Source organism: Paenisporosarcina sp. HGH0030 (assembly GCF_000411295.1).
Lineage (GTDB): Bacteria > Bacillota > Bacilli > Bacillales_A > Planococcaceae > Paenisporosarcina.
Window position 1 is genome coordinate 1,877,329 of record NZ_KE150421.1, and the last position, 24,736, is coordinate 1,902,064.

A 24,736-nucleotide genomic window follows, 5' to 3' on the forward strand; every position below is an offset into this window, starting at 1 on the left:
GTGAAAAAAGAGGAGTTTCTCTTACATGACTTCACAAGAAATTCAAGCACAAATTGCCGAACTGAAAATGGATTATATACGTTTGCAAGGCGACATGGAGAAGCTGGAGTCAACTGGACACCCTGGCATGGTCGAAAAAGCCGAGCAACGTTTAGCTAATATGGAACTACAACTCGCAGAACTAAACAAAAAGCTCGCGGCGCTGTAACACGCCGGCGAGCTTTCTTTATGGAGGAATGGAATCATGGCATTATTGACAGTTGAAAATCTCGGTCACTCATTTGGTGACCGCACACTATTTAAAGACGTATCATTCCGCCTAATTGAAGGCGAACATGTTGGACTGGTTGGTGCAAACGGTGTAGGAAAATCTACATTGATGAGCATCATTACGGGCGAAACCATCTATGATTCTGGTCGTGTGGAATGGTTACCTGGTACCCACTACGGATATTTGGATCAGCACACTCGTTTGGAACAAGGTCGTTCGATGCGCGATACTTTGCGTGACGCGTTCTTGCCGCTTTACAAAAAAGAAGCGGAAATGAATGAAATCACTAGCAAAATGGGTGAAGCAACACCTGAGGAATTGGAAGATTTACTTGAGCAAATGGCGGACATCCAAGATGCACTTGATGCAGGTGACTTCTATACGCTTGATATGAAAATAGAAGAAATCGCACGTGGTCTTGGTCTTGATGCGATTGGATTGGACCGTCCTGTCTCCGCTCTTTCAGGTGGCCAAAGAACGAAAGTATTGTTGGCAAAACTACTTCTTGAAAAACCAAAAGTATTGTTGCTGGATGAGCCTACCAACTATCTAGATGAAGAACATATTGGCTGGTTAACGAATTATCTAAAGAATTATCCTCATTGCTTCCTGCTTATTTCGCATGATACGGAATTTATGAACGGAATCGTTGATGTCATTTTCCAACTGGAATTCTCTAAGCTGTCCCGCTTCACGGCATCTTATGAAAAATTCCTTGAGCTTGCAGAAATCAATAAACGCCAACATATCGACGCTTATGAAAAACAACAGGACTTCATTAAAAAGCAAGAAGACTTTATTGCAAAAAATAAAGCACGCTATTCAACAACTGGCCGTGCCAAGTCCCGCCAGAAGCAACTTGACCGCATTGAGCGAATCGATCGTCCGGAAACTGCTGCAAAACCTCAATTCGGTTTCAAAGAATCCCGCAGCCCTAGTCGCTACGTAGTGGAAGCTGAAAACTTATTGATTGGCTATGACAAGCCATTATTGCCGCCATTGTCTTTCTCAATTGAACGCGGTGAAAAAATTGCCCTTGTCGGGATGAACGGTGTCGGTAAATCGACATTGCTTAAAACGATGCTTGGTAAAGTGAATCCACTCGGCGGAAGCGTTAGACGTGGAGATTTCTTAAATATTTCTTACTTTGAACAAGAAGTAAGAGCGGATAATGTAACGCCGATTGAAGAGATTTGGAAAACGTATCCGAGTATGGAACAAAGCCAAGTGCGCGCAGCATTAGCACGTACTGGTTTGAAAAATGAACACATTTCTCGTCCAATGAACAGCTTGAGTGGTGGCGAACAAGCGAAAGTCCGCCTATGTAAGCTCATGATGGAAGAAAGCAACTGGTTGCTTTTCGATGAGCCGACGAACCATTTGGATATTCATGCAAAAGAAGAATTGAAACGTGCGATGAGCGAATACAAAGGCACCATCGTATTAGTAAGCCATGAACCTGACTTCTATGAAGGTTTAGTTACGAAAATTTGGAACGTGGAAGACTGGTTCCAAACGGGTGTGCACGTAGACGATTCAAACAAATAAACAGAAAGATCGCTGAAGTTCAGCGGTCTTTTTTTATTGTGTTATGGGGTAATATAGATTTCGCGGGTCGATATCTGCATTTCCCTGTGGGTTATCTCCATTTTCCGAAGTGTTATCTCGGATTCACCTGAACTTATCTAGAATTCGCACGAACTTATCTACATTTCGCTATATATGCACATTCTGACGTGCTTGAAATTGTGTTAGTTGGCATGCCAACTGACACGTATCTGTGGGTGTTACGCTTGGGAACAAAAAGAAAAACCCTGCGCATAACCGCAGGATTTCCTCACATCAATATGTCGTTACTTTGATTGCTTCTTGGAATGAATAAATCCATCGTTGCCACCATGTGAATTCATTTTGGAATTCTTCCATGTCGAGCGTGTACATAGCATCTTTATTGTTCCAGAGGCGATCAAAATAGGCCTCCATTTCAACTGCGAGCTCGCTGTCATTAGGTGCGATGACACGTAAATTATTTTCAAGATTGTAATTATCCAATGTACGTTCCGTATAGTTTGCGGAGCCATTTGAAATAATCGTATGTTCATCGGTCTGAATCCAGATCGCTTTCGTGTGATACTGTCCAATTACGGTGTTGTACCAACGAACATTAATCTTCCCTTTAGTATCTTCCACCAGTTCCTGTACCACAGGACGATTGGGTAGTCCTGACTTCTCCTGCCCAAATGAATTTTGATTCGGATCCAGAACCATATTGATTTCCACTCCACGGTTGGCCGCATCAACGAGCGCATTCACGATATCGCGTTTGGCAATGAAGAACATGCCTAGCCATATTTTGTCGCCTTCTTTCGTATCGGACAAATCTTTAAGTAATGCATCCAATATCTTTCTCTCTGTAACATATTGAACTTCATATTGCCCTTCACTTTCTTTTACGTCAACTCGAGGAATTTCTGGACCTCCCGAATAGAGTGATACGGCTTCCTCTGCTTCCAACATATCGTTGAGCACGGGACCAGTTACTTTTAAGGCAATATTGCCGTTGAATCCACTTGCATCATGTGGATTCGATGAAGTGACCATCGCTTCCTTGTCTGTTATCACTGCTTTTCGATGATTGGCCTTTACGTTCAAAAGGGTCATATAGGATGCAATCGTCATTTTAGGTGCATCACTTGCCATTGCATTGTCAATCCACCCTTTGCCCCCAATATCAAACCATTGGAACATCGTGCGGTAAATACCTGAATAAATAGGTGTGGAATCGCGTAAAGAATCTAAATCAGTATAGACAACTTCGACTCCCGCATCGCGCATTTTTTTAAACCACTTATTCTCATAAGAGCCATATCCTCGATTGAGGGGATCGGTAATAAACACAATCGGCATGTTTGGATTTTCTTTCTTTTTGTTCGCTATTGTCATGGATAATGTATCTGCAATTTTAGGGAAATCTTCGTTCTCATCGTAGTAGCCATCGAATAGAAAAAAGTCGACCACAACAAACTCTTCGGCATCTTCAATCATGGTGTATACTTCATCAAAAATTTGATTTTCATGAACTATGCCTTTACCTTTTTGATCTTGTGCATAAGTTAAATCCGTAATCATTTCGATATTGTCCGTTTTGTGTAACTCCCCTGCATATGAAATTCCTTTTGGCAGTGGTTTAAACGTGTGCCACATGATTGCAGCAATATATATCAGAGCAAATACGCCCAACGAACCTATAATAATTCGTTTACGCTTGCTCCATTGTTTGCGCGGCTTGTTGTCCATACGCCTTTCCCCCTTGAATCGTGCAAGTGTTTTACTACGTTATTCCCTTCTTGGAATTTTAACAAACCGCACTTGGGATGTATTAGAATATATATTTTTGCACTTGGTACTCAAATGCATTGAAATTGTTTTGTTTACGCTACGCTCCTGGTTGAGAGATGAGTTCGTTTCATTCCCTAGTAGACTTAAATATTGAGACGCTTTCCAATAGCAAGTTTGGCTTGTGTAAAATTTATCACTCAGATTGAGGTATTTATCGATCAAACTGACGATTTGTCGCTCAAACTGGAGATTTATCAATCAAACTTAAAGGTTTATCGCTCAAACACGTCTCTTAGGCGAGTTAACTTGTTGAGAAAGCAGAACATCACTCTCCATAATGCGCAAAAAAATCACAGTCGCAAGGACTGTGATTTCGTTAGGCAGGTATATATTCGACAGCAGCTGTATCTGCCATCATCATTTCTTTCAAGCGTTGTTTTGCACGGAAAAGACGAGATTTAACGGTCCCGATCGACACTTTCATCAAGTCGGCAATTTCAACGAGTGAATATTGATGGACATAAAAATACAATACTGTCGTTTTATAAATACCATCCAATTCTCCAATTTTTTGTTGAACCATTTCAGATAAATCATGTTTTTCCATTAAATCTTCTGCCGTCAATGTGTCACATGGGATCAAGTCCATAATCGGAACGTCCAATTGGTCGGGTTGATTCATGACATGTTTGCTACGGCGAACATTTTTACGGTAACGATCACGGAAAGTATTCATGCAAATGGTCGTCAACCAGGCCTTTACATGATCCACATCTTTAACATAAGCTTCGTAGCGAACGACTTTAACCCATACTTCCTGCATCAAGTCCTCTGCTTCTGTTTGATTGCGTGTTAACTTTAAACATAAATGATATATATAGCGGTTATATTCCTCATACACTTGTTCCAATTGCCCGTTCATTTGTTTTTTCCTCCGTTCATATCTTGCTGATGTCTTTATTTTGCCAAAAAGAAACCTTACGCTCTATCGGATTCACTTTCAAAACTCTTACAAACGTGTAAGCCAGAAATGTGGAGCAGGCTACGTAGATCACTTCGACGTTGGACAAGCTCTCTTTGACGAGTAAATCGCAGTCGCAACTGAATTTAATACTCGTTTACAAATGCCTTCGGATGGAAGGCTAAGTTCCTAGTGTGCCTGCGGTTACTCGGCACAGAGGAAACCTTGCACCTGCGGTTACTCGTCGCAAAATACAGTGCAACAAACTCTCGCAACTCTTTCATGCCCCATATCCTGTTGGCCCAAGCGGATATGCGGTCTGACCTGCGAAACAAGACATTGAAGAAAAACATATGTGTCATCTTAGCGGTTCAACGTAAGATCACGAGACAACATACTAAACTTAACGTTAGACAAAAAAAGTGCTGAATGACTATTCGTCATCCAGCACTTCATCTTTTTCTTTAATTGTAATTGTTAATTGCAAAATTCGGTTCCAGTCCATTTCGTTTACTTCAAAGTGAAGATTTTCGTATGTGAACTGTTCTCCGTTATCCGGCATATGCCCCAATTGTTGAAGGACGAATCCACCAATCGTATCGTGGTCATTTGGAATATCAACTTTAAACATTTCATTCACGTCTTCGATTTCCAAACGCCCATGACAGATGAGACGGTCTTCCGTCATTTCATATACTAAAATATCTTCATCTTCGTCAGATTCATCTTCGATTTCCTGACCAATCATTTCTTCAATGATATCTTCATGTGTGATGATACCGAGTGTCCCGCCGTATTCATCAAGAACGATTGCCATATGTTTTTTCTTCGCTAGCATTTGCTTGAAGACTTTTTCGACGCTTACTGTTTGAACGACGAACAAGGGTTCACGGTCAATTAATTCGTGCAGTTCCATTGTTGGGTCCATTGACCATTCAATCAATGTTTTCGAATAGAACATGCCAACGATGTGATCCATACTCTCTTCGTATACTGGGTATCGCGTGTAATAATGTTCCAAAATGACGTCGCGTACTTCCTCGTATGTAGCATTTGTTGGAATCCCGACGATTTCCGTGCGGTGGGTTTCCAATACATCTTGTACATCTTTATGTGGAAAATCCAAAACGCCTTTTAAACGTTCAGATTCTTCTTCTTCGAAAGTTCCTTCCGTTGATGCGATATCAACCATCGAACGCAGTTCTTCTTTGGTAAGAGTCGCTTCTTTTACAGCACCTTTAGAGATAACGCGAATGAATACATTGGTAAACTTCGCAATCAAAAACGTCAGGGGGCGTAAAATTTGAACGAGAATTGCAATAAATGGTGCAACAATATAAGCAATTCGATCTGAGAATGTAACTGCAATCGTTTTAGGTAGCACTTCTCCAAAAATGATGATAATGATCGTCAAGATGGCAGTTGCAAGCGCAATATCCCAGTCATAATTAATTGCAATTAATGTTAAGATCGTCGGCATTGCTATATTTACGATATTATTCCCGATTAGAATCGTTGTTATCATGCGGTCCGGTTTCGCGATTAACAAGAGAAGTTTTTGCGACATTCTGTCACCTTGTTCTGCACGAAGCTGGACCTTCATCCTATTTACTGCTGTGAGTGCCGTTTCACTACCTGAAAAGAAAAACGACAACATTAAACTAATGGCTAAACCTATAAATTCCATTAACCGTGTTTCCTCCTATATGAGTCAAAAGTTTCGCTCAATTTTTAGTAGCCTTATCATAGCATATTCCGAAATCCCATGTCTCATTTCCAATATATATAACTATCAATAGAATATGATATACTATTTCCATTCTCGAAATTTTGTGAAAAGAGGGATTCCCATTGAGTCATTTACAATCATTGAACACATATTTTGAAACGAAGCGTGAAGAGCATTTAGACGAATTAAAACAGTTTCTGCGCATTCCAAGTATTAGTGCATTATCTGATCACAAAGATGACATGAAAACTGCTGCAGAATGGTTAGCTGAATCAATGAAATCAGTAGGTCTGGAAAATGTTTCAATCGATGAAACCAAGGGTCATCCTGTTGTATATGCAGATTGGCTGCATGCAGAGGGGAAGCCGACTCTTTTGATTTATGGACATTATGACGTACAACCAGTTGACCCTTTGAACTTGTGGGAATCCGAACCTTTCAATCCTCAAGTTCGTGACAATAAACTTTTTGCACGCGGCGCAAGTGATGATAAAGGACAAGTATACATGCATGTTAAAGCCGTGGAAGCATTGATGCAAACTGAAGGTACTCTTCCTGTGAATGTGAAATTCTGTATCGAAGGTGAAGAAGAAATCGGTAGCCCGAATTTACCTGAATATGTCTTGGCAAATACTGAAAAACTTGCGGCTGATATTATTGTCATTTCAGACACAGGTATGCAAGGACCAGGTAAACCAGCTGTTTGTTACGGCTTGCGCGGCTTAACAGGTGTTCAGATTGAAGTGAAAGGTGCGAAAAGTGACCTTCATTCCGGTCTATACGGGGGCGGCGTACAAAATGCAATTCACGCACTGGTCGAAGTGCTGGATTCTTTCCGTGATGCAGAAGGAACGATTCTAGTAGAGGGCTTCTATGATAACGTTCGCGCAATAACAGATGAGGAACGTGCTGCCTATGCAGAACTGGACTTTAATGAAGAAGCTTTAAAAGAAGAACTTGGTGTGGATGCCTTATTTGGTGAAAAAGGATTTACACATTTAGAACGTACGTGGGTGCGACCTACTTTGGAAATCAATGGCGTTTTCGGTGGATTCTCTGGTGAAGGGATTAAGACGGTACTTCCTGCAGAAGCAGGAGCCAAAATTACATGTCGTTTGGTTCCCGATCAAGATCCTGATGAAATCGTTGAGAAATTAACGGCACATATTGAAAAGCATAAACCAGTTGGGGTAACAGTTGAAGTTACGGAGTTTGATAAAGGAAAACCATTTATCACACCTTTCGACCATCCGGCGATTCAAGCAGCTGGCCGTTCATACGAAAAAGTATATAATGTGCCAACTGCTTATGTCCGTGGTGGAGGCTCAATTCCGATTGTCGCTGCTTTTGATGAAATTCTAGGATTACCAGTCGTTCTTATGGGCTTCGGACTTGCTTCTGAAAATTTCCATGCACCAAATGAGCATTTCCATTTGGAAAATTTCGATCAAGGTCTACGAGTAATTGGCGATTACTATCATGAAATTGCACAATTCACTGCACAAGATTTGAAGAAATAAGACCATAAGAAAATCCCGGTTCTCGCAATCACTGCGAAGAACCGGGATTTTTTTAGTTTTTAGTCGTTTGAACCGAAAAATGTAACGAATTCCTCAACATCTTTGCGTGGTCTTGCTTTTGGCATTTCATCGAAATATCCAAACTGCAACATGCTGATGATGCGCTCACCTTGTTTAACCCCTAGTGCTTCACGGAATTTTGGAGCATCAATGAATGGCGGAGTTTTCCAACATGAACCGATTCCCAAATCCCAAGCAAGCAGTTGAGCATTTTGGATATAACAACTTGTAGCTGCATAGTCTTCCAACCGTTCTTTTTGACGGACGTCTTCATTAACAATGACAAATGCATATGCCCCTGGGGTAGTGAATTTCTTCATTTGTTTCGTTAACTCGTCTTCAGAAAGATCTTTCCATTTTGTTACGCCAAACTCTCGCAACACTGTATGTAGTTCATTCAATTCTTTCCCACAAGCGACAACCAATCTCCAAGGCTCACGATTTCCGTGATTTGGTGCCCATTTAGCTTCATCCAAAACTGTCATTAATGTTTCGCGTTCCACAGGTTGTCCGTTGAAATTTTTGACCGAGCGACGTTGAAGTATTGCTTCGCGTACTGATAAAGATTGTTCATTCATGTGTGTAAGTTCCCCTTTTCACCAAATAGTTAAAACCAAAAGTGTGCGATATCACCTAAAATAATTACGTGGAAAATCTGATCGACCATAATGCTGAGCCATTTGGCTTCCTGGCCTTCTGTTCTCATGATTTGTTTAACCCACCATGCAACAAATAAACGACTGTCCAAAAATAAATGACTTAAGAACAGTAGAGTGATTGCACCCATTAGCAACAAACCAACTCCTAAGTGTGCAACAGCAGTTACAGACATTATAAAACGACAGAATGAACCAATAAAGGAACAGATCGTTGCACGGTTTGGCTCCACAATTTTAAAAATCATCAACTACAGACTATTGTAGCACATGGGATAGACCGAGTTGTCATTCCAGATAAAAATGGGATGGAAGTGGGTATCCGAACGGATTGAAAGAAAACGAGATTCATATTTACGGAAGAATCACGGCGATCGCTGATGTCTTCGATGCCTTATCAAGTGAACGGGTTTACAAACGAGCATGGCCCATTGCTAAAATATTAAATTATATAATGGAACAACGCGGGAAACATTTCGATCCGAAATTGGTTGATTTGTTTTTCCAAAACGTCGATACATTCTTGGATATTCGTGCTAAATATGCCGGAGAAAGTGAAGGAGACTGACGATGAGCAAGACTGTTCCATTTCATGAAGAACGCGAATTTGAGGCCTGCGACAAGTCGTAGGCTTTTTTGTTTGGGGAAAATATGAAGGTGCACGGTTTTGGAACAAAATCACAATCTTTATTGGTCCTCCCTATTTTAATTGTTATTTCCCAAACCCTGCTTTTCCTTCATAATAGAAAGAAAGCATTTTCGGGGTGTTCGCATGATCATTTATTTCTTGGCCAGCTATTTAGTGGGCAATATTCTGACCGCCTGGTGGGTAGGGAAATTGTATAAAACCGATTTACGCCACTACAGAAGCGGTAATTTAGGAGCGCGCAATGCAGGAGCCGTGATTGGCAATTTCGCATTTCTGCTCACTTTTTTAGGTGATGCATTGAAAGGTGTACTGGTAATCTTTGCAGGAAACTATTTCGGCTTTGCCGAATGGGCAGTGGCAATGGGTGGTCTGTTGGTCATATGCGGACATATCTTTCCTTTTTGGTTGAAAGGTAGAGGCGGAAAAGGCATTGCCACTTTCGTCGGAATTGGCCTGACATTCAATCTATTATTTGCATTGACGTTCATTATTGTCTTTTTACTGGTGTTTACGATCATTCGAAGTGCAACACTGAGCATGATTATAGCTTATTTTGCGTATATTGGATCAGTAATCTATTTAAATGAACTTCAAAACGCATGGCCAATCGTACTTGCCATACTTCTCATAATGTATCGACATCGCTTTGACATCAAACAATCTTTGGATGAACAAAAATGGAAACGCTCGTAACATTATGAAATGAATAGCTTTATTTCTGTTTAAACCATACACCATCGCGAGAAAATACTTTTCATGTTATAGTAATAAATAGTCGAAATTTTTAATTAAAGATAGGGTGTTTACTAGATGTCAAAAAAACCAATTGCATGGGTTGTGGATAGTACCGCTTATATCAGCGATACACTTGCTGCCCACCCCGATGTACATGTTGTACCATTAGCCATCCATTTTGGACAGGAACAATATGCAGATGGAATTGATTTAACTTCGGATGAACTTTATGATCGTATTCGGAATGCAGAAGAATTCCCAAAGACTTCACAACCAGCTGCAGGTGAATTTGCCAAACTCTATGAACAAATTAGTGAAAACTATGAAGCTATTCTGGCTGTGCATGTATCAGCGAAATTGAGCGGAACGATATCTTCATCCAAAACAGGTGCAGAAATTGCAGAAGTCCATATGGAATGCGTTGACTCTCTTGCTCTTTCTACAGGCATTACCAAACTTGTAGAACGCGGAATCGTTTTGCAAGAACGTGGAATGAAACTGGAAGAAATTGCAGCACAACTTCGTAACGAAGTGAAAAACTTGCGCAATTATATTTTAATAGGAAACTTGAACCAACTATATAAAGGCGGACGCATGAATGGCGTTCAATTTTTCTTGGGAAGCTTATTGCAAGTAAAACCGATCATCCAAATTACTGCAGAAGGTGAATTGAAAGCGTTTGATAAAGTTCGTTCCCAAAAGAAAGCGCTCAACTACTTAGTCGATAAAGCCGTTGCCGCTTATGAACAGGATAACGTACGTTCGATTGACTTGATGCATGGCAATGTTGCGGAGCAAGCGGAAGCATTGAAAAACCTGATTCATGAGAAAGTACCCGGCTTGGAAGTTCGCGTAGGTGCCATCAGTTCGGTCCTGGCAGTTCATGCTGGTGAAGGCACAATCGCTATATTATGGCACGTACCAGCTGAATAGAAAAGCGAAATTTTAGTCTGTCTCAGGCGCTGGAAGCAAGGGTTCCTTTGCTACAAGTAACCGTAGGAGCAGATTGGTGCTTGTAGCTAGATATAGCAAAATGTAAAAGAGTAGAAAAACCCTTGGAAAATCCAAGGGTTTTTTCATGTGAACGAATCTTTAATATGAAAGAAAATATACCTCGTATCATCTGAATAAGCCGGTGACGTTGTATAGCGCCAATTCCTTTGGCGTGCGAAAACCGTATGTGCATTGACAAGTGGCTCACCGTTTTCATTGAAGCCCGTCACGATGGTCGTGTGATCAAATCTGCCGTCACCCTGGAAATCGTAACTGATTACATCTCCAAGTTTCAACTCCCATGCGCTTGCTACTTTTACTGCCTGTAAACCGGTTCTGGATGTTTCCAAATACCATCGGAGTGCATGTGAGGTACTCCAGCTGAAGCTCCACGTGCCTCCTCTAATCCACCACCCTTTATTACGGTTTGGATAGCCACGCATTGGCGCTCCTCCTGCACGCAAGCACTGTGAAATGTAATTCGTGCAATCGACATCAAATACAGGATAAGCTGGATTATTGGAGTTCCACCATGTATTTGCATAATCCACTGCTGCTTGACGGTTGTATATAGAAATCCCTCCTTACGGAGAGAGTATGTATAAAACGAAAGAAATAGAAGATTGGAGAGGAATATAGTTGAGAAGAATCGTATTTGGTAGCATCGTGTCGATTGGACATGGAAGACTGTGACTATCCATCATTCTTCGCAATGGATTCAGACTCGCACTCGCTATTTTTGCCATTCCATTTATCATTCTGTAAGGTATTCCCGTTAGTTATGTGACGATGAGCGGCAGTCTATATGCGCTTATTTTCATTCCCCTCTCCCCTTAGTTTTACCCCATTAGAAGCTTTTCTGAAGTAACAAAAAACCACTCTTATATTACGAGAGTGGCCTTCCGATTATCATTCATAAATAGAATAGAACAAATTCATTACCATATCTATACTGTTTCCGATGAATGGAAACAGTGTACTATCCCCAATCGGTGTCAGAACCACAATTAAAAACAAAATGGAGCCGTAAGCTTCTAAGGGCACAAGTTTCTCTTGAATTTTAGCAGGAAATAAACTGGAAATGATTCGATACCCGTCCAATGGTGGTAGTGGTAACAGATTAAATACGCCTAACACTACATTCAACATGACAAAAACATTTAGAAATTCATCCATTGTTTGATTTTGAGGAGAAAAGTAAAAAATGCTAAACCCAATAAACGCCAGGACAAAGTTACTGAAAGGGCCAACCAAACTAACAATGATGGATTGTATACGTCTCGTTGCGAAATAAGCAGCATTAACTGGAACAGGTTTTGCCCAACCAAACCCCGCTATAAAAATCAAAAGTGTACCAGCGATATCCAGGTGTTTTAGTGGATTAAGAGTTACCCTTCCCTGTCTTTTTGCCGTATCGTCTCCAAATACTGAAGCCATCCAAGCATGCATAAATTCATGCAATGTAAAAGCAATTATCAATGTAATGAGCACAAATGGGATCTCTTCTAATGAAAATGCAAAAAACTCTATGTTGTCCGCCCGCTTTCATTTCATTCTTTTTACAGTGAATGAATAGGCACATCATCCATCTTTCACTGTTACACTAATGTACCATTTCACTCACTGGATTTCACTAACCCTTTTCTATATACGTCCGTTTTTAACAAAATAATCCTCTTATTTTCCCATCACATATAATAAACCCTTTTTCTTAGGCTTAAAATGATATCGTATTCAGCTATTAAATATCGGATTGAATTGAAAGTGATTGTTTTGGCCATGGAATTTCAGAAGCTCGGTGTCAGCCGTTAGGCAAGCCTTTTTATGCCAACAATGAAAAAGGGTTCGGACTTGGCTTAATGCTAACCTACAAAGTCATTGAACATCATCATGGAAAAGTAACCATTGAAAGTAAAGTTGGTGCTGGTACCCAAGTCACTTTATCATTGCCGATTTCCAGTTAACATCCACTTAGAAAAGGCATTCACGAAAGTGAGTGCCTTTTTTATTCGTAATATTTTTCAATAAATTGTTTTTCTTCTTCATAACTGAGAATTCCCGTAGCCCTGCCGACAGTCCCTCCCTGCATAGTCCAAATCGTATTGTGATCTTTATCTATTTGTGTGAAATCATTTTCCGCCCATCGATTAAGAATACTTATATAACGGCTTTTATTTTGATAATCACCATTTTCTACAACTTCTTTTAACCTTGCCACTCTTTCAGCGGTTAGAGGGAGGAACCCCCACTTTTCTTCAGCCTCGATTTTCTGATGACTCATTTGATGAATCACTTGACCGACTTGAAAGTCAGACATATCCATCGGAAATTCTTCTTCCACTGGCATATCTCTCACTTCTTTAACTTCAATAATTTTCCCGCCATCTTCAGTCGTTTTTACCGTAATGGTTCCGTCTTTTTTTATGATAGGTACTTCTTGTCCATAAATAGCGTACAGGATAATTCCTACTACAGATAAAAAAGTGAGTATTAACAATACTTTTTGGATTTTGGTCAATTTAAATGGTCCGCTAGTTTCCTTCATATTCCCCTCCATTGAGCCACTGAATAAAAAATTTCAAAAAGGTAATATCTACATTTTACTGTAAGAAACTTACATCATAAAGGGATTTTTCAGATAATTACGTATAATAGCTACAGTTCTGAAATGAACAACAAAAAAGACTTACTAAATCTGATTCGATTAAGTAAGTCCATATATTAATTTTTTTACCATTTCAATAAAAATACAGCTTATTATGATTACAAAATCAATAATACAGCCCCACAATAATTTCAATATGTTGTTATTTTAACAAAACAAAAACCACTCAATCCATTGATATGAGTGGTTTTTATAGATGGAGTATATCGGGTTCGAACCGACGACCTTCACACTGCCAGCGTGACGCTCTCCCAGCTGAGCTAATACCCCTTTATCAAAATATTTGGTACAATAATTAGTATATAGCATGATAGTTAGTTGATACAAGAGGCGAGAGGGTGGCGAAATGCAAAAAGTGCAACAACATGCAGAGCGTGAAATTATTACGCCCATTGCATTATGCGATTCGAAAGGAAATTTGAACCCTGCAGCAATAGGTTTTTCCCGAAAACCGTTAATCGATAGTAATTTATCCGGACATTTTATGCGCAAGAAAAAATGGAATTACTGGTGTGTGTATGGTGAAGATATTTTATTTTCAGCAAGCATTCGCCATTTGGATTACGCAGCGGTTTGTTGTGTATATTTCCTTGATTATGAAACTCAACGCTTTTTTGAGAAGACTATTACGATTCCATTGGGTCAACGTGTACAAATGCCGAATCAAGTACTTGAAACTGTGAAATTTTCAAATAATGAAATGAGTGTTCAGTTGTTCCATATGCAAAATGAAACGCATATGACGGTTACCATTCCCGACTTTGATGGTGATTTGCTCCATGCGGATTTACATATTGAGCATCCTGAAAATGACGATACTTTGAATGTCGTCATTCCGTGGAATCGTCAACTCTTTCAATATACGGCCAAGCATCATACTCTACCGACGCGCGGTTTTGTGAAAATTGGGGACAAGCGTTATTCATTTAATCCTGAAGATAGCTATGCCGTGCTGGATTATGGTCGCGGCGTTTGGTCAAGAAAAGCTTCGTGGAACTGGGCGATGGCCTCTCAACGTGTTGGCAAACAGCGCATCGGCCTTAACTTAGGCGGAAAATGGACCGATGGAACAGGTATGACGGAAAACGCAGTATTTGTCGATGGTCACATGTCAAAAATCTCGGAAGATGTCATTTTTTCTTATGATGATACCGATTATATGAAACCTTGGCATATCCGGTCGAAATTTTCACGTGATGTCGATTTGACGTTTACCCCATTTTTCAAACGTGAAGCGAAGATAAACGCTCGTCTCGTCACATCAGAAATCCATCAATTAGTCGGTTACTATCACGGCTTCGTTTATTTGGACGATGGCTCTCGCCTACCTATCACACAATTGCTAGGAAGTATCGATGAACACAAAGCTAAGTGGTAATTAGTAAAGTGGAGAGCACACTTCTGTTCCTCAATAATGGTACAAGAAAAAAATATATGCTTTGCACCATCAGCAAGAATTTCCTATCTAGGAAATTCTCGCTGATGGTGCTTTTTTTATTTTTGTTATTAAAAACATTTCTTTTCACTTTGATGCCACATTGGCTCATGTCCTTAAGCATAAAATAATTCATCTAAAGGAGGATGAATATTAAGAAACAATTAAAGATTTTCTTATTTGCGTACATATTCTTTTGGCTGCCTGCACAATTTGCCGGAGCTGAAGAAATAAAAGTAGAACCGAAAATTTCTAAATTCAACATTGAGGCATTATTTGATGATTCCAAGGACTTTTATAGTAATCAATTAATTGTAACCTTCAAAGCTTCACCTACAGGGAGCGAAAGGAAACAAATTCTGGACTCTGTAAATGCAAAAGAACTTTCGATACAAGTAAATGGAAAGTTCGCCCTGGTTTCAACACCAAAGAGCTCTGATTTATCCGCAGTGGCGAAGGAATTATTGAAACATAAACAAGTCGAATTTGTTGAACCAAACTATCAATTGGAAAATACGTTTAGACCAAAGGATCCATCGTATTCAAAACAATGGCATTTAAAGAAAATTCATGCCTCCAGTGCTTGGGATCAAACAAAAGGAAGATCTGGAGTTATTGTTGCTGTAATTGATGAAGGTGTTCAAACAAATCATCCTGATTTAAAAGGAAAATTTGTCTCTCCTTATAATGCAGTAACCGGAGGAACCTCCTTTTATTCTGGAGACCATGCAACACATGTTGCAGGCATTATAGCGGCATCCTTCAATAATTCGGGAGGTGCCGGAGTCGCCCCGAATATTAAAATCATGCCAATCAATGTTTTTACAGGGGATTCCGCGAGTAGCTATGATGTTGGTGAAGCCATTATTTATGCTGCTGACCACCATGCTGACATCATCAATTTGAGTCTAGGTGGGAGCTATACCTACGCAATGGATTACGCCACACAATATGCAAAAGCAAAAGATGTATTGATTATTGCGGCTGCAGGTAATGAAAGAAGTTACGAATTGAGTTATCCCGCTGCACTTGATGGCGTTATTGGGGTTAGCGCCACTGATTCGAATGACGAAATTACCGATTTCTCAAATTATGGAAGTTATATTGATTTAGCAGCCCCTGGCGAAGGTATTTTTTCTTCTCTTTCCGGAAGTAAATATGGAGCAATGGACGGGACGTCTATGGCGGCTCCCGTTGTTTCAGGAGTTGCTGCTTTGGTTCTTTCTAAAAATCCTTTGTTAACCTCTGATCAGCTAGAAAAAATCCTTACTAAGTCTTCAGTCGATTTATACCATAGAGGCTGGGACGATTTTTATGGATATGGTCGCGTTGATGCATATCGGGCACTTCAATTCACTACTTCAGCCATATCAAATCTCAAATTATCCTCTACAAAATTTACGATGAATGGATCAAATAAGACTGCTTTTTCATTTGAAGGTGTTAAAGGTTCAAAAATCTCGTTGTATCTTCAGAACTCGAAAGGCACCACCATCAAAAAAATCGTTTCCTATAAGGATTGGTCCGGGGGCAAGTTTTCGGCATCATGGGATGGAAGAATGGATAATGGCATGTATGCTTCCACCGGTACTTATAAAATAATAGCTGCAGTGAGCGGCAATGGAGAAAACCTTCATTTATCTGCTACTTTGAAAGTAATTGATAAAATAGTTCCATCTATTAATTTATCTGGATCAGTCAACTATTCCCCAACTGTTACTGGAAAATTAACTGTTCCCTACGAATTGAATAAGAATGCTAAAGTTACTGCCTTTATTAAAGATAAAAATAATAAGATCATTAAGTCCATCTTAAACAATTCCTCTGTTTCAAGAGGTCAAAGGACTGTTCAGTGGGATGGGAAAGACAGCGAAGGTAACCGAGTAAAAGATGGAGTTTACAGCCTTGAGATGTCACTGGTTGATGCCAACAAAATAAAAGGCACCTCTCGCAAGTTCAGCATCACCGTGGACACAATAATTCCAACAGCAAAAATAGCTTTGTCTTCGGAACTGATGAAGTTAAATGGGTCTTTGCTGAATATGGGCAAAATCGATGTGAGTGAAACCGTATTTTTAACCACTTATATTGCAAATGATAATGGAGTTAAAGTCAGAAAAATTGATACTGAGAAATCCATTAAAAAAGGAGCATATTCATTAAATTGGGATGGAAAAAATGAAAATTCAGAGTTTGTAGCTGAAGGAAACTACCACTTATTATTCGAGCTTCTTGACAGTGCTGGAAATAAAGCTTCTTTGAAATCCACTACTTTCGCCTTTCAGGATTGGAATCAGCCCGTTATTGAAGGCGATGCAAATTACTTTTTTACAAGTGACGGAAAACAAACTTTTTCTTATAAACTAAGCAAGCCCGGCATCGTCACCATTCAACTATTCAAGAATGATAATTTGGTAAGCACGATTGAGCAGAATGTTCCCAAATCCCAAGGAAATCAATCATTCGTTTGGGATGGAAAAGACCAGTCTGGAACAATACTTCCAGACGGACAGTACTCTTATAAAATTTCAATTGTGGATGCATATAACTTATCCCAGACATACAAAGGAATTATGAATATTGCTTTAACGCAAATTGAAATTCAATATCCTACTGTTGTTCAGTTTATTGATGATGATACAGCAGAAATCTTCTATAAATTATCTCAGCAAGCAAATGTCACAATAGAAATTTATGAAGGCAATGCCAAGATACGGACTATTATTAGCGACAAGAAAACTGACAAAGGAATTAATCATTTTATATGGGATGGTTATGATGACAATGGTGATCTGGTCTATTCAGATGAATTAATATATAAAATAAAAGTCATCAATACTTCAGGCAACGAACAAACAGTATTGGGGAAAATTACAAATGATGACCTGCCGATTTGGCTGGTGGATCACAAGTACACTTTTTCTTCATCAGATAATTATTCTACCTACTACACGCATCTAAAATTGACACTTGTTGTAAAGGCACCTGTAAAAGTTGAATTATTTGTATGGGATTCCTACAACGACTTAATCGACGAAAAAGAATATAACTTAAAAAATGGCATCAATAATTTAGTCTATACCAAGTTCCCTGTTGCCTCTGTGAACACTTACGGGTTGCTATATACAGACTCTTTAGGCAATCAATATTTCTTTACGATTGAAGAAGCATACTAGACTATTTGCACAAATGCGAAAGGGAATCTCCATATCACTGGAGATTCCCTTTTATTCTTATCGCTAAAACCCTTTTTCAAGAGCCTTTAACGACCGCTAGTAACATTTTCTCTGGATAATCAGTAAAAATTGCATGTATACCAATTTTCCGCAAAGCAATCGCATTCTCAACATCATTCACGGTGTAGACGCGAAGAATCGCTCCTTTTACTAATGCCTCTTTCGCCATTTTACGCATGGCTGTCGGAAGGAATATATGCAGTGCGTCCGCTGGAATGAAACGTGCGTAGTCATATGCATCCACCAGTACTTCCATAGTTAATATGGCTACTTCAATATGAGGAGCTAGTTTCTTGAAATCCTGAACTGTTTCGTGATTAAACGATGAGATGACGACCCTTTCCGCCATTCCCATCTTTTCAATCACGTGCAACACTTTCTCCCCCATGCCTTCATATGGAAATATATCTGATTTCAGTTCGATATTGATGTGATGTGTTGTTTGTTGGAAAACTGCTAATACTTCTTCTAGAGTAGGTATCTTCTGTCCTGCAAATTCACTTCCGAACCAGATACCGTAGTCAAAAGCACGCAGTTCCGCTAACGTTAAGTCTTTTACATAACCTACACCATTGGACGTACGGTCAATTGTTTCGTCATGAATTACGACTAGCTCTCCATCTTTTGTTAGATGGACATCGAATTCTACTCCATGAATATCAAGTCGGGCAGCTTCTTCAAATGCAGCGAGTGTATTTTCAGGAAACGTGCCTGATGCACCGCGATGTGCATAAATCTTCATGTGACGACCTCCTTAAATTTCTGTACGTAAAGTCCATAGTTCCGGGAAGAAATATTGGTCCAGCACTTTTTTTAAGTAATTCACACCTGAAGAACCACCTGTCCCCATCTTAAAGCCAATGATTCGTTCGACTGTTTTCATATGTCGGAAACGCCACTGTTGCAGCCAGTCTTCGATATCCACGAGCTTCTCCGCTAATTGATAGAGTTCCCAGTATTGATCGACATCCCGGTAGACGGTCTTCCATGCTTCCAATACACTGTCGTTTGGCTCATAAGGAGTCGATACATCTCGCTGAAGAATTTCTTCATCAATAGGAAGACCTGCACGAGACAGCTTTCTGATCGCCGCATCGTATAAACCTGGTTGATGGAATGCATCTGTCAACGTGTTCAGCAATGCTTCATCTTTTTCATAGATTTTCAGTACATGCTTCGTTTTATAGCCGAGTGCAAACTCAATCATACGATATTGATACGACTGGAAACCACTTGCATTGCCAAGTGACGAACGAAACTCCATGTATTCCGCAGGTGTCAAAGTGGACAGTACATCCCAACCTTGTATGATTTGCGTCTGAATCTTCGATACGCGCGCTAATTGTTTGAACGCTGGTTGCAAATCATCATTTTCAATATTTTTAATGGCGGCACGTAATTCATGCAAAATCAGCTTCATCCATAACTCTGAAACTTGATGAATCATAATAAATAAAGGTTCATCGTGGTGATCGGTTAAACCGTCTTGCGCTGTCAGTAATTTATCGAGATGAAGGTACTCCCCGTACGTCATGTTTTCTTTAAAATCTGTATGTAGTCCCGCTTCTCCAAGTGCTGCGCGGTTTTGACCGTTGTCCATTGGTTTCTTTTCCATATTAAAATCCCCTTATGGCTCTACTTTCACTCAACTCATCTAATTGTATTATGACATGAGATTTACTACTTTAACAGACTACTTGAATTTTTTGAAAATTCTTATTGCATGGAAATACCAAACTATGATACAATTCTATTCTGTTTTCAAACCCCAACATCTTCGGATAAGCGCAATGCGCCTTTTTAGCTCGTCATCGGCGCGGGAAGAACCGTTGCAAAGCCTGATTTCTCCTGAGGTTTAGGAAGGAAGACTAAACTCGCGACATCGTGCCGCAACGCCTTCATGACCCACATCCTGTGGGCCCAAGCTTAGGTGTGAGCGGGCGCTTGGAGCTAGACATTTCATATTCGCAGGACGCAAAATCTTCATATCGGAGGACTGTATGACACAGAAACATCCTGATTTTGATCAAGAGCAAGAGCGCCTGACCTACACTAAACACTATATGCAACAGTTACTCGACGAATCGAAACGTGATGTGAAATCAGCACAGGAAAATATTCGTCACGCAATGGCTGATTTAGATTATTTGGATTCCAGTTTAAGCTACATGAACATTTTAACTAACGCACGGTTTTTCGAAATGGCCCGCTCTCAAAAAGAAGGACTGGAAGCCATTCAGCAAAAACCTTATTTCGCACGCATTCATTTCCAAAAAGACGGCGAAGACAGCGAAATGCTGTACATCGGAAAAACTTCTTTATTCCATAGGGAAACGCAGGAACCGATTATTGTAGACTGGCGTTCACCAGTGGCGAATGTGTATTACGATGGGCGACTCGGGAATATCGAATACGATGTACGGGAAGACACTTTTACCGGTCACCTATTTTCAAAACGCCAATACACCATTGAAAAAGGCGAATTGCAGTCCGTACGCGACATCGATTTAACGACCAATGATGAGCTTTTGCAAGAAGCACTTTCAGGTAAAGCAGATGTTCGCTTGACTGAAATTGTGTCGACCATTCAAGCTGAACAAAATGAAATTATTCGTGCTCATTTAAAACAACCCATTATTGTGCAAGGCGCGGCAGGCAGTGGAAAAACGACCATTGCATTACATCGAATTTCCTATTTCCTCTATACGATGGGCGAACATTTCCCAGCCGAAAAGTTAATGATTTTAGCCCCATCAAAACTGTTTATGGACTACATAGCAGATGTATTACCTGAGCTCGGTGTAGGTCAAATATGCCAGACAACCTACTCTGAATATGTCTTGAACGCCACGGGTATAAAAGTGAAACTTAAAGATGTGAATTTGAAGCTTTCAGCATTAACTGAACAAGAAAACCCTGATGAAATGATGCTTTGGATATCTCAGATGAAAGGCTCTCTTTCCTATACACTGTTAGTAGACGCCTTTCTATATGAATATGAAAAATTGATAGCCAACCAGTTCGAAGATATATATATTGAGAAATACTGCATTATGCGTGGTTCGAAATTAAGAAACTTATTCTTGTCCGATTTTGCCTATATGCCACTAGAAAAACGGTTGGAACGAATCAAGACGATCTTGCAATCGCATGTGCGACAAAAGAAAAAAGAAATCCTGAATGTATTAAACAAGAAATACGAAGATGCCCTTGATAAAGCGTTGGTCGTTCGTGATGATGCAAAACGCAAAGCGGAAGTGACGAAATTCATCGATGAGCGCGATCGCCGAATTCCATTAATCGAAAAAGAATCCAAGACCACGGCCAATGTTTACATGAAACGTTTTAAAAAAGCCAACATCAAAAATATGTATCGTGAGTTTGTCACAAATGGAAAGTTAATAAACGAACATGCCACACTTTGGACAGCGGAACAGAAAGACTCGTTTCTGCGAAGCCATTCTATGGAGTCATGGGAAATAGAAGACTTGGCACCTCTTTATTACATGCACGCCAAGATTAAAGGCATTTCGGACAAGTGGAAAATGCGTGTCGTCTTCATTGATGAGGTCCAGGATTACAGCGTATTTCAACTGGCCGCCCTCAAAGAAGGCTTGGAGACGGATATGTTTACAATGGTTGGAGATTTGGCTCAAGGCATTCATAGTTACCGGGCCCTCACTTCCTGGGAGCCGATTATTGAATTATTCCCACGTGCCACTTACACGACTTTGCAAAAAAGCTATCGAACGACAATTGAAATCATGGAAATGGCAAATAGTATTTTGATGCAGATGGACGAAGACTTACCATTGGTGGAACCCGTCGTCCGTCATGGCATCGATCCGCAGTTCCACGAGATGAAGATGATTGATGGCAATCGGATTGTCACTTTAATGGACGAAGTCCGAAGTCGTGGTCATCGTTCGATTGCTCTTATCTGCAAAACGACGACAGAGGCAAAAGCTGTTGCGAAGCACCTTGATGATTTCCTTGAGATTCAGTTGCTGAGTGATCATTCGGATATACACCAGGAAAAGCTACTCATTGTCCCGAGCCATCTAGCAAAAGGTCTTGAGTTCGATGCAGTTATTGTTGTGGCGTTTAACAACCCGTTCCGCGAACATGCAATCGACCGCAAGCTTTTGTATGTCGCGATGACCCGTCCGATGCATGAGCTACATTTAGTCGGACCAAATCGGGAACATTTTTTATTGCCCGCTACATCAACTAAATCGTGAAATCTATTCTGACGTTTCTCTTACCCAAGAGAAACGTTTTTTCTTTTCCCCTTGCATCATTCGACAATTCCATGTATCGTTTAAATCGTAATCATTACTATTTACATTAAACCATGAAGGAGCGAACATATGCAAACTCAAATTCCGGTTACCGTGTTAAGTGGGTATCTTGGCGCGGGCAAGACAACTGTATTGAATCATTTACTTGCTAATAAAGAGGGAAAGAAAATCGCGGTAATTGTCAATGATATGAGCGAGATTAATATTGATTCTCAACTGATTCAGGACGGAGGTTTTTCACGTACGGAAGAAAAATTGGTAGAACTGACGAATGGCTGTATTTGCTGTACCCTGCGTGAAGACTTAATGATTGAAGTGGAAAAATTGGCGAAACAAGGTGATATCGATTACATCGTAATTGAATCGACAGGTATTTCAGAGCCGATTCCAGTTGCACAGACTTTTACATATATCGATGAAGAAGTGGGAATTGATCTTTCTCTGTATTGTCGCTTAGATGCCATGGTTACAGTGGTGGATGCCTTCCGTTTCTGGAGTGATTACGAAAGCGGCGACTCTTTGTTTGAACGCAAACAAACGGATGATGAACACGATGTCCGTGACGTATCCGATTTATTGATTGACCAAATTGAATTTGCCAATATTATTTTGATCAGTAAAACTGACTTGGTGACTGAAGAATATGTACTTGGGTTCCAATCGTTCCTGAAGAAAATGAATCCCGACGCCATTTTAATCCCAATTAAAAAAGGTGATGTTCACCCTTCAATGCTTTTGGATCAACGATTATTTGACTTCGAGCAAGCCAGTCAATCAGCAGGATGGATTAAGGAGTTAAATGAAGAGCATGTACCAGAGACTGAAGAATACGGAATCACTTCATTTGTTTACAAACGAAAACGTCCTTTCCACCCCGAAAGATGGCATGCTTGGTTAAGTGCATTCCCACAGGAAATTGTCCGCTCTAAAGGATTTTTCTGGCTCGCCACACGTAATAAAATGGCTGGATTACTGTCACAAGCAGGCAATTCCCTCCAATTCCAAGGGGCTGGATATTGGATTGCTTCCCTTCCAAGAGCTGAACAAAGAATGATCATGCAAGATGATGAATCTGTTGCTTCAAGATGGGACGAAAAACATGGAGATCGACAAACGGAAATGGTTTGGATTGGTCTCGATATGGACCGCGAGATTATTGAAGCACAGCTGGATTCCTGTTTGCTGACAGATGAAGAAATGACTAGTGATTGGTCCACATTTGCAGACCCATTACCACCTTTTGTGGCTGCTAATTAATGCAGGGACTCTATTCAAAATAATGTTACTAAAAACCGAAAAACCCCACTGCAACTTAATTTGCAATGGGGTTTTTCACGTAATAATCAACTTGCAATACTGGTTTAAAACCTGCTTTTTTATAAACCGATAATGCTTTGTCGTTGTCAATTTCCACATCGAGCTTAACGGATTCACAATTTCTTCGCTTTCCTTCTACTTGTGAAAAGGCCAACAATGCGGAACCAATGCCTTGACCTTGTCTTTCGGAATCTGTAGCCAATGCAGTTACCCAAAGAGTTTTTCTATCTTCCACAAGTGTTAAAGTACCGACGACTTGCCCCTGTTGCTTCGCTACAAAAACATGTCGTGAAGGATTGGATGCATTGTAATCCAGCAGTGTTTGTACTTCGTCTTCTGTATCACCAAATGCATTCATTAAAATACGTGTAAGTTCCTGAGTTTCATCCGTTAATGGTACGACATCCACCGCAGGACTTTCTGCTACTGAATTCACGTCTGCTTTCAATGTCGCTTCAGTGAAGTTCCACTCATAGCCTGAGTGTTGCAGAAAAGTTGCACCGGCTTGGGATTCTTTCATATTCAATGCAAGCTCACCTTCAGCGCCTCGTACTTCCAAATTATGTTGCAATTCTTTTATCAACGCCTGCCCGAGCCCTTGTCTGCGATATTCCGGGTGGACCAGTCCACTCCATTCATAGGAGTGAATGCCAATCATATCAATGGCCGAAACAACTCCGACCACATCGTCTTCTGCATATGCAAGCACTGCAAAGCCTTTAGTTACTGGATCCGTCATGACGGGAATATTTAAGACTTGGTCGTAATTGGTGCCTTCTATTTCTTCACTTGCACGCAGGAGTCCCTGTATTTCACTCGATGTTTCTACATCTAAAGGGAACGAAACTGTCAATATGGCAATGTCCACA

Annotated in this window: 21 protein-coding genes, 1 tRNA gene and 1 pseudogene; 11 read left to right on the top strand and 12 right to left on the bottom strand. The window is 40.2% G+C overall.

All coding sequences use genetic code 11. The features are described 5' to 3' along the window. The first annotated feature begins 25 nt into the window (after positions 1-25). Together HMPREF1210_RS09015 and HMPREF1210_RS09020 are read left to right on the top strand one after the other, a co-directional pair. Entirely contained in the window at positions 26-208 is a 183-nt protein-coding gene (locus HMPREF1210_RS09015; protein ID WP_016428352.1) for an SE1832 family protein, read from the top strand. Between the two features lie 36 nt (positions 209-244). Next, complete coding sequence (locus HMPREF1210_RS09020; protein WP_016428353.1) at positions 245-1,819, top strand: ABC-F family ATP-binding cassette domain-containing protein; 1,575 nt, start codon at positions 245-247, stop codon at positions 1,817-1,819. A gap of 294 nt (positions 1,820-2,113) precedes the next feature. Here HMPREF1210_RS09020 and HMPREF1210_RS09025 read toward each other — a convergent pair whose 3' ends face one another. The 3 genes from HMPREF1210_RS09025 to HMPREF1210_RS09035 form a co-directional block, all read right to left on the bottom strand. Beyond that, on the bottom strand, positions 2,114-3,568 hold the full coding sequence (locus HMPREF1210_RS09025) for a phospholipase D family protein (protein ID WP_016428354.1): 1,455 nt from the start codon (positions 3,566-3,568) through the stop codon (positions 2,114-2,116). 418 nt (positions 3,569-3,986) lie between these two features. Beyond that, positions 3,987-4,532: an RNA polymerase sigma factor gene (locus HMPREF1210_RS09030; RefSeq protein WP_016428355.1), complete on the bottom strand. Its 546-nt coding sequence runs from the start codon at positions 4,530-4,532 to the stop codon at positions 3,987-3,989. A gap of 472 nt (positions 4,533-5,004) precedes the next feature. Then, positions 5,005-6,258, bottom strand: a complete 1,254-nt coding sequence (locus tag HMPREF1210_RS09035; protein ID WP_016428356.1) for a hemolysin family protein — start codon at positions 6,256-6,258, stop codon at positions 5,005-5,007. Positions 6,259-6,422: 164 nt separating this feature from the next. Between HMPREF1210_RS09035 and HMPREF1210_RS09040 the strand changes: the two genes are divergently transcribed. Further along, complete coding sequence (locus HMPREF1210_RS09040; RefSeq protein WP_016428357.1) at positions 6,423-7,820, top strand: dipeptidase; 1,398 nt, start codon at positions 6,423-6,425, stop codon at positions 7,818-7,820. A 59-nt stretch (positions 7,821-7,879) separates the two neighbouring features. Here HMPREF1210_RS09040 and HMPREF1210_RS09045 read toward each other — a convergent pair whose 3' ends face one another. Next, complete coding sequence (locus HMPREF1210_RS09045) at positions 7,880-8,458, bottom strand: nitroreductase (protein ID WP_016428358.1); 579 nt, start codon at positions 8,456-8,458, stop codon at positions 7,880-7,882. Positions 8,459-8,487: 29 nt separating this feature from the next. Then, entirely contained in the window at positions 8,488-8,784 is a 297-nt protein-coding gene (locus tag HMPREF1210_RS18035) for a hypothetical protein (RefSeq protein ID WP_147640297.1), read from the bottom strand. A 65-nt stretch (positions 8,785-8,849) separates the two neighbouring features. Between HMPREF1210_RS18035 and HMPREF1210_RS09055 the strand changes: the two are divergent. The 3 genes and pseudogenes from HMPREF1210_RS09055 to HMPREF1210_RS09065 form a co-directional block, all read left to right on the top strand. Further along, a pseudogene (locus HMPREF1210_RS09055) lies at positions 8,850-9,104 on the top strand (HD-GYP domain-containing protein); the annotation flags it as partial. Between the two features lie 204 nt (positions 9,105-9,308). Then, complete coding sequence (locus tag HMPREF1210_RS09060; protein WP_016428359.1) at positions 9,309-9,878, top strand: glycerol-3-phosphate acyltransferase; 570 nt, start codon at positions 9,309-9,311, stop codon at positions 9,876-9,878. 117 nt (positions 9,879-9,995) lie between these two features. Next, positions 9,996-10,853, top strand: a complete 858-nt coding sequence (locus tag HMPREF1210_RS09065) for a DegV family protein (RefSeq protein WP_016428360.1) — start codon at positions 9,996-9,998, stop codon at positions 10,851-10,853. A gap of 143 nt (positions 10,854-10,996) precedes the next feature. Here HMPREF1210_RS09065 and HMPREF1210_RS09070 read toward each other — a convergent pair whose 3' ends face one another. Beyond that, complete coding sequence (locus HMPREF1210_RS09070) at positions 10,997-11,491, bottom strand: amidase domain-containing protein (RefSeq protein ID WP_369758004.1); 495 nt, start codon at positions 11,489-11,491, stop codon at positions 10,997-10,999. Between the two features lie 331 nt (positions 11,492-11,822). Next, entirely contained in the window at positions 11,823-12,404 is a 582-nt protein-coding gene (locus HMPREF1210_RS09075) for a site-2 protease family protein (protein ID WP_016428362.1), read from the bottom strand. A gap of 293 nt (positions 12,405-12,697) precedes the next feature. Here HMPREF1210_RS09075 and HMPREF1210_RS17670 point away from each other — a divergent pair, with 293 nt between their 5' ends. After that, a complete protein-coding gene (locus HMPREF1210_RS17670; protein ID WP_231391127.1) occupies positions 12,698-12,877 on the top strand; it encodes an ATP-binding protein in 180 nt (59 codons plus the stop codon). A 41-nt stretch (positions 12,878-12,918) separates the two neighbouring features. Here HMPREF1210_RS17670 and HMPREF1210_RS09080 read toward each other — a convergent pair whose 3' ends face one another. Both HMPREF1210_RS09080 and HMPREF1210_RS09085 read right to left on the bottom strand, forming a co-directional pair. Further along, entirely contained in the window at positions 12,919-13,458 is a 540-nt protein-coding gene (locus HMPREF1210_RS09080; RefSeq protein ID WP_016428364.1) for a DUF6241 domain-containing protein, read from the bottom strand. Between the two features lie 317 nt (positions 13,459-13,775). After that, positions 13,776-13,848, bottom strand: a tRNA-Ala gene (locus HMPREF1210_RS09085). A gap of 76 nt (positions 13,849-13,924) precedes the next feature. On the opposite strand from HMPREF1210_RS09085, the gene HMPREF1210_RS09090 reads away from it, so the two are divergent. Both HMPREF1210_RS09090 and HMPREF1210_RS17355 read left to right on the top strand, forming a co-directional pair. After that, on the top strand, positions 13,925-14,956 hold the full coding sequence (locus HMPREF1210_RS09090) for a DUF2804 domain-containing protein (RefSeq protein ID WP_016428365.1): 1,032 nt from the start codon (positions 13,925-13,927) through the stop codon (positions 14,954-14,956). A gap of 203 nt (positions 14,957-15,159) precedes the next feature. Next, positions 15,160-18,189, top strand: a complete 3,030-nt coding sequence (locus HMPREF1210_RS17355) for a S8 family serine peptidase (protein ID WP_016428366.1) — start codon at positions 15,160-15,162, stop codon at positions 18,187-18,189. Positions 18,190-18,265: 76 nt separating this feature from the next. Here HMPREF1210_RS17355 and HMPREF1210_RS09100 read toward each other — a convergent pair whose 3' ends face one another. Both HMPREF1210_RS09100 and kynA read right to left on the bottom strand, forming a co-directional pair. Then, entirely contained in the window at positions 18,266-18,991 is a 726-nt protein-coding gene (locus HMPREF1210_RS09100) for a glycerophosphodiester phosphodiesterase (RefSeq protein WP_016428367.1), read from the bottom strand. A 12-nt stretch (positions 18,992-19,003) separates the two neighbouring features. Further along, complete coding sequence (gene kynA, locus HMPREF1210_RS09105; protein WP_016428368.1) at positions 19,004-19,864, bottom strand: tryptophan 2,3-dioxygenase; 861 nt, start codon at positions 19,862-19,864, stop codon at positions 19,004-19,006. A gap of 385 nt (positions 19,865-20,249) precedes the next feature. Here kynA and helD point away from each other — a divergent pair, with 385 nt between their 5' ends. Beyond that, positions 20,250-22,490 (top strand): RNA polymerase recycling motor HelD, encoded by a 2,241-nt coding sequence (helD, locus tag HMPREF1210_RS09110; protein ID WP_016428369.1) that lies wholly within the window; start codon positions 20,250-20,252, stop codon positions 22,488-22,490. Between the two features lie 129 nt (positions 22,491-22,619). Then, the gene (locus HMPREF1210_RS09115) at positions 22,620-23,807 is read left to right on the top strand and encodes a GTP-binding protein (RefSeq protein WP_016428370.1); all 1,188 of its coding nucleotides are present in this window, start codon (positions 22,620-22,622) and stop codon (positions 23,805-23,807) included. A gap of 55 nt (positions 23,808-23,862) precedes the next feature. Here the strand turns inward: HMPREF1210_RS09115 and HMPREF1210_RS09120 are convergent, their stop codons facing one another. Beyond that, positions 23,863-24,735, bottom strand: a complete 873-nt coding sequence (locus HMPREF1210_RS09120; protein WP_016428371.1) for a GNAT family N-acetyltransferase — start codon at positions 24,733-24,735, stop codon at positions 23,863-23,865. Position 24,736: the final 1 nt, after the last annotated feature.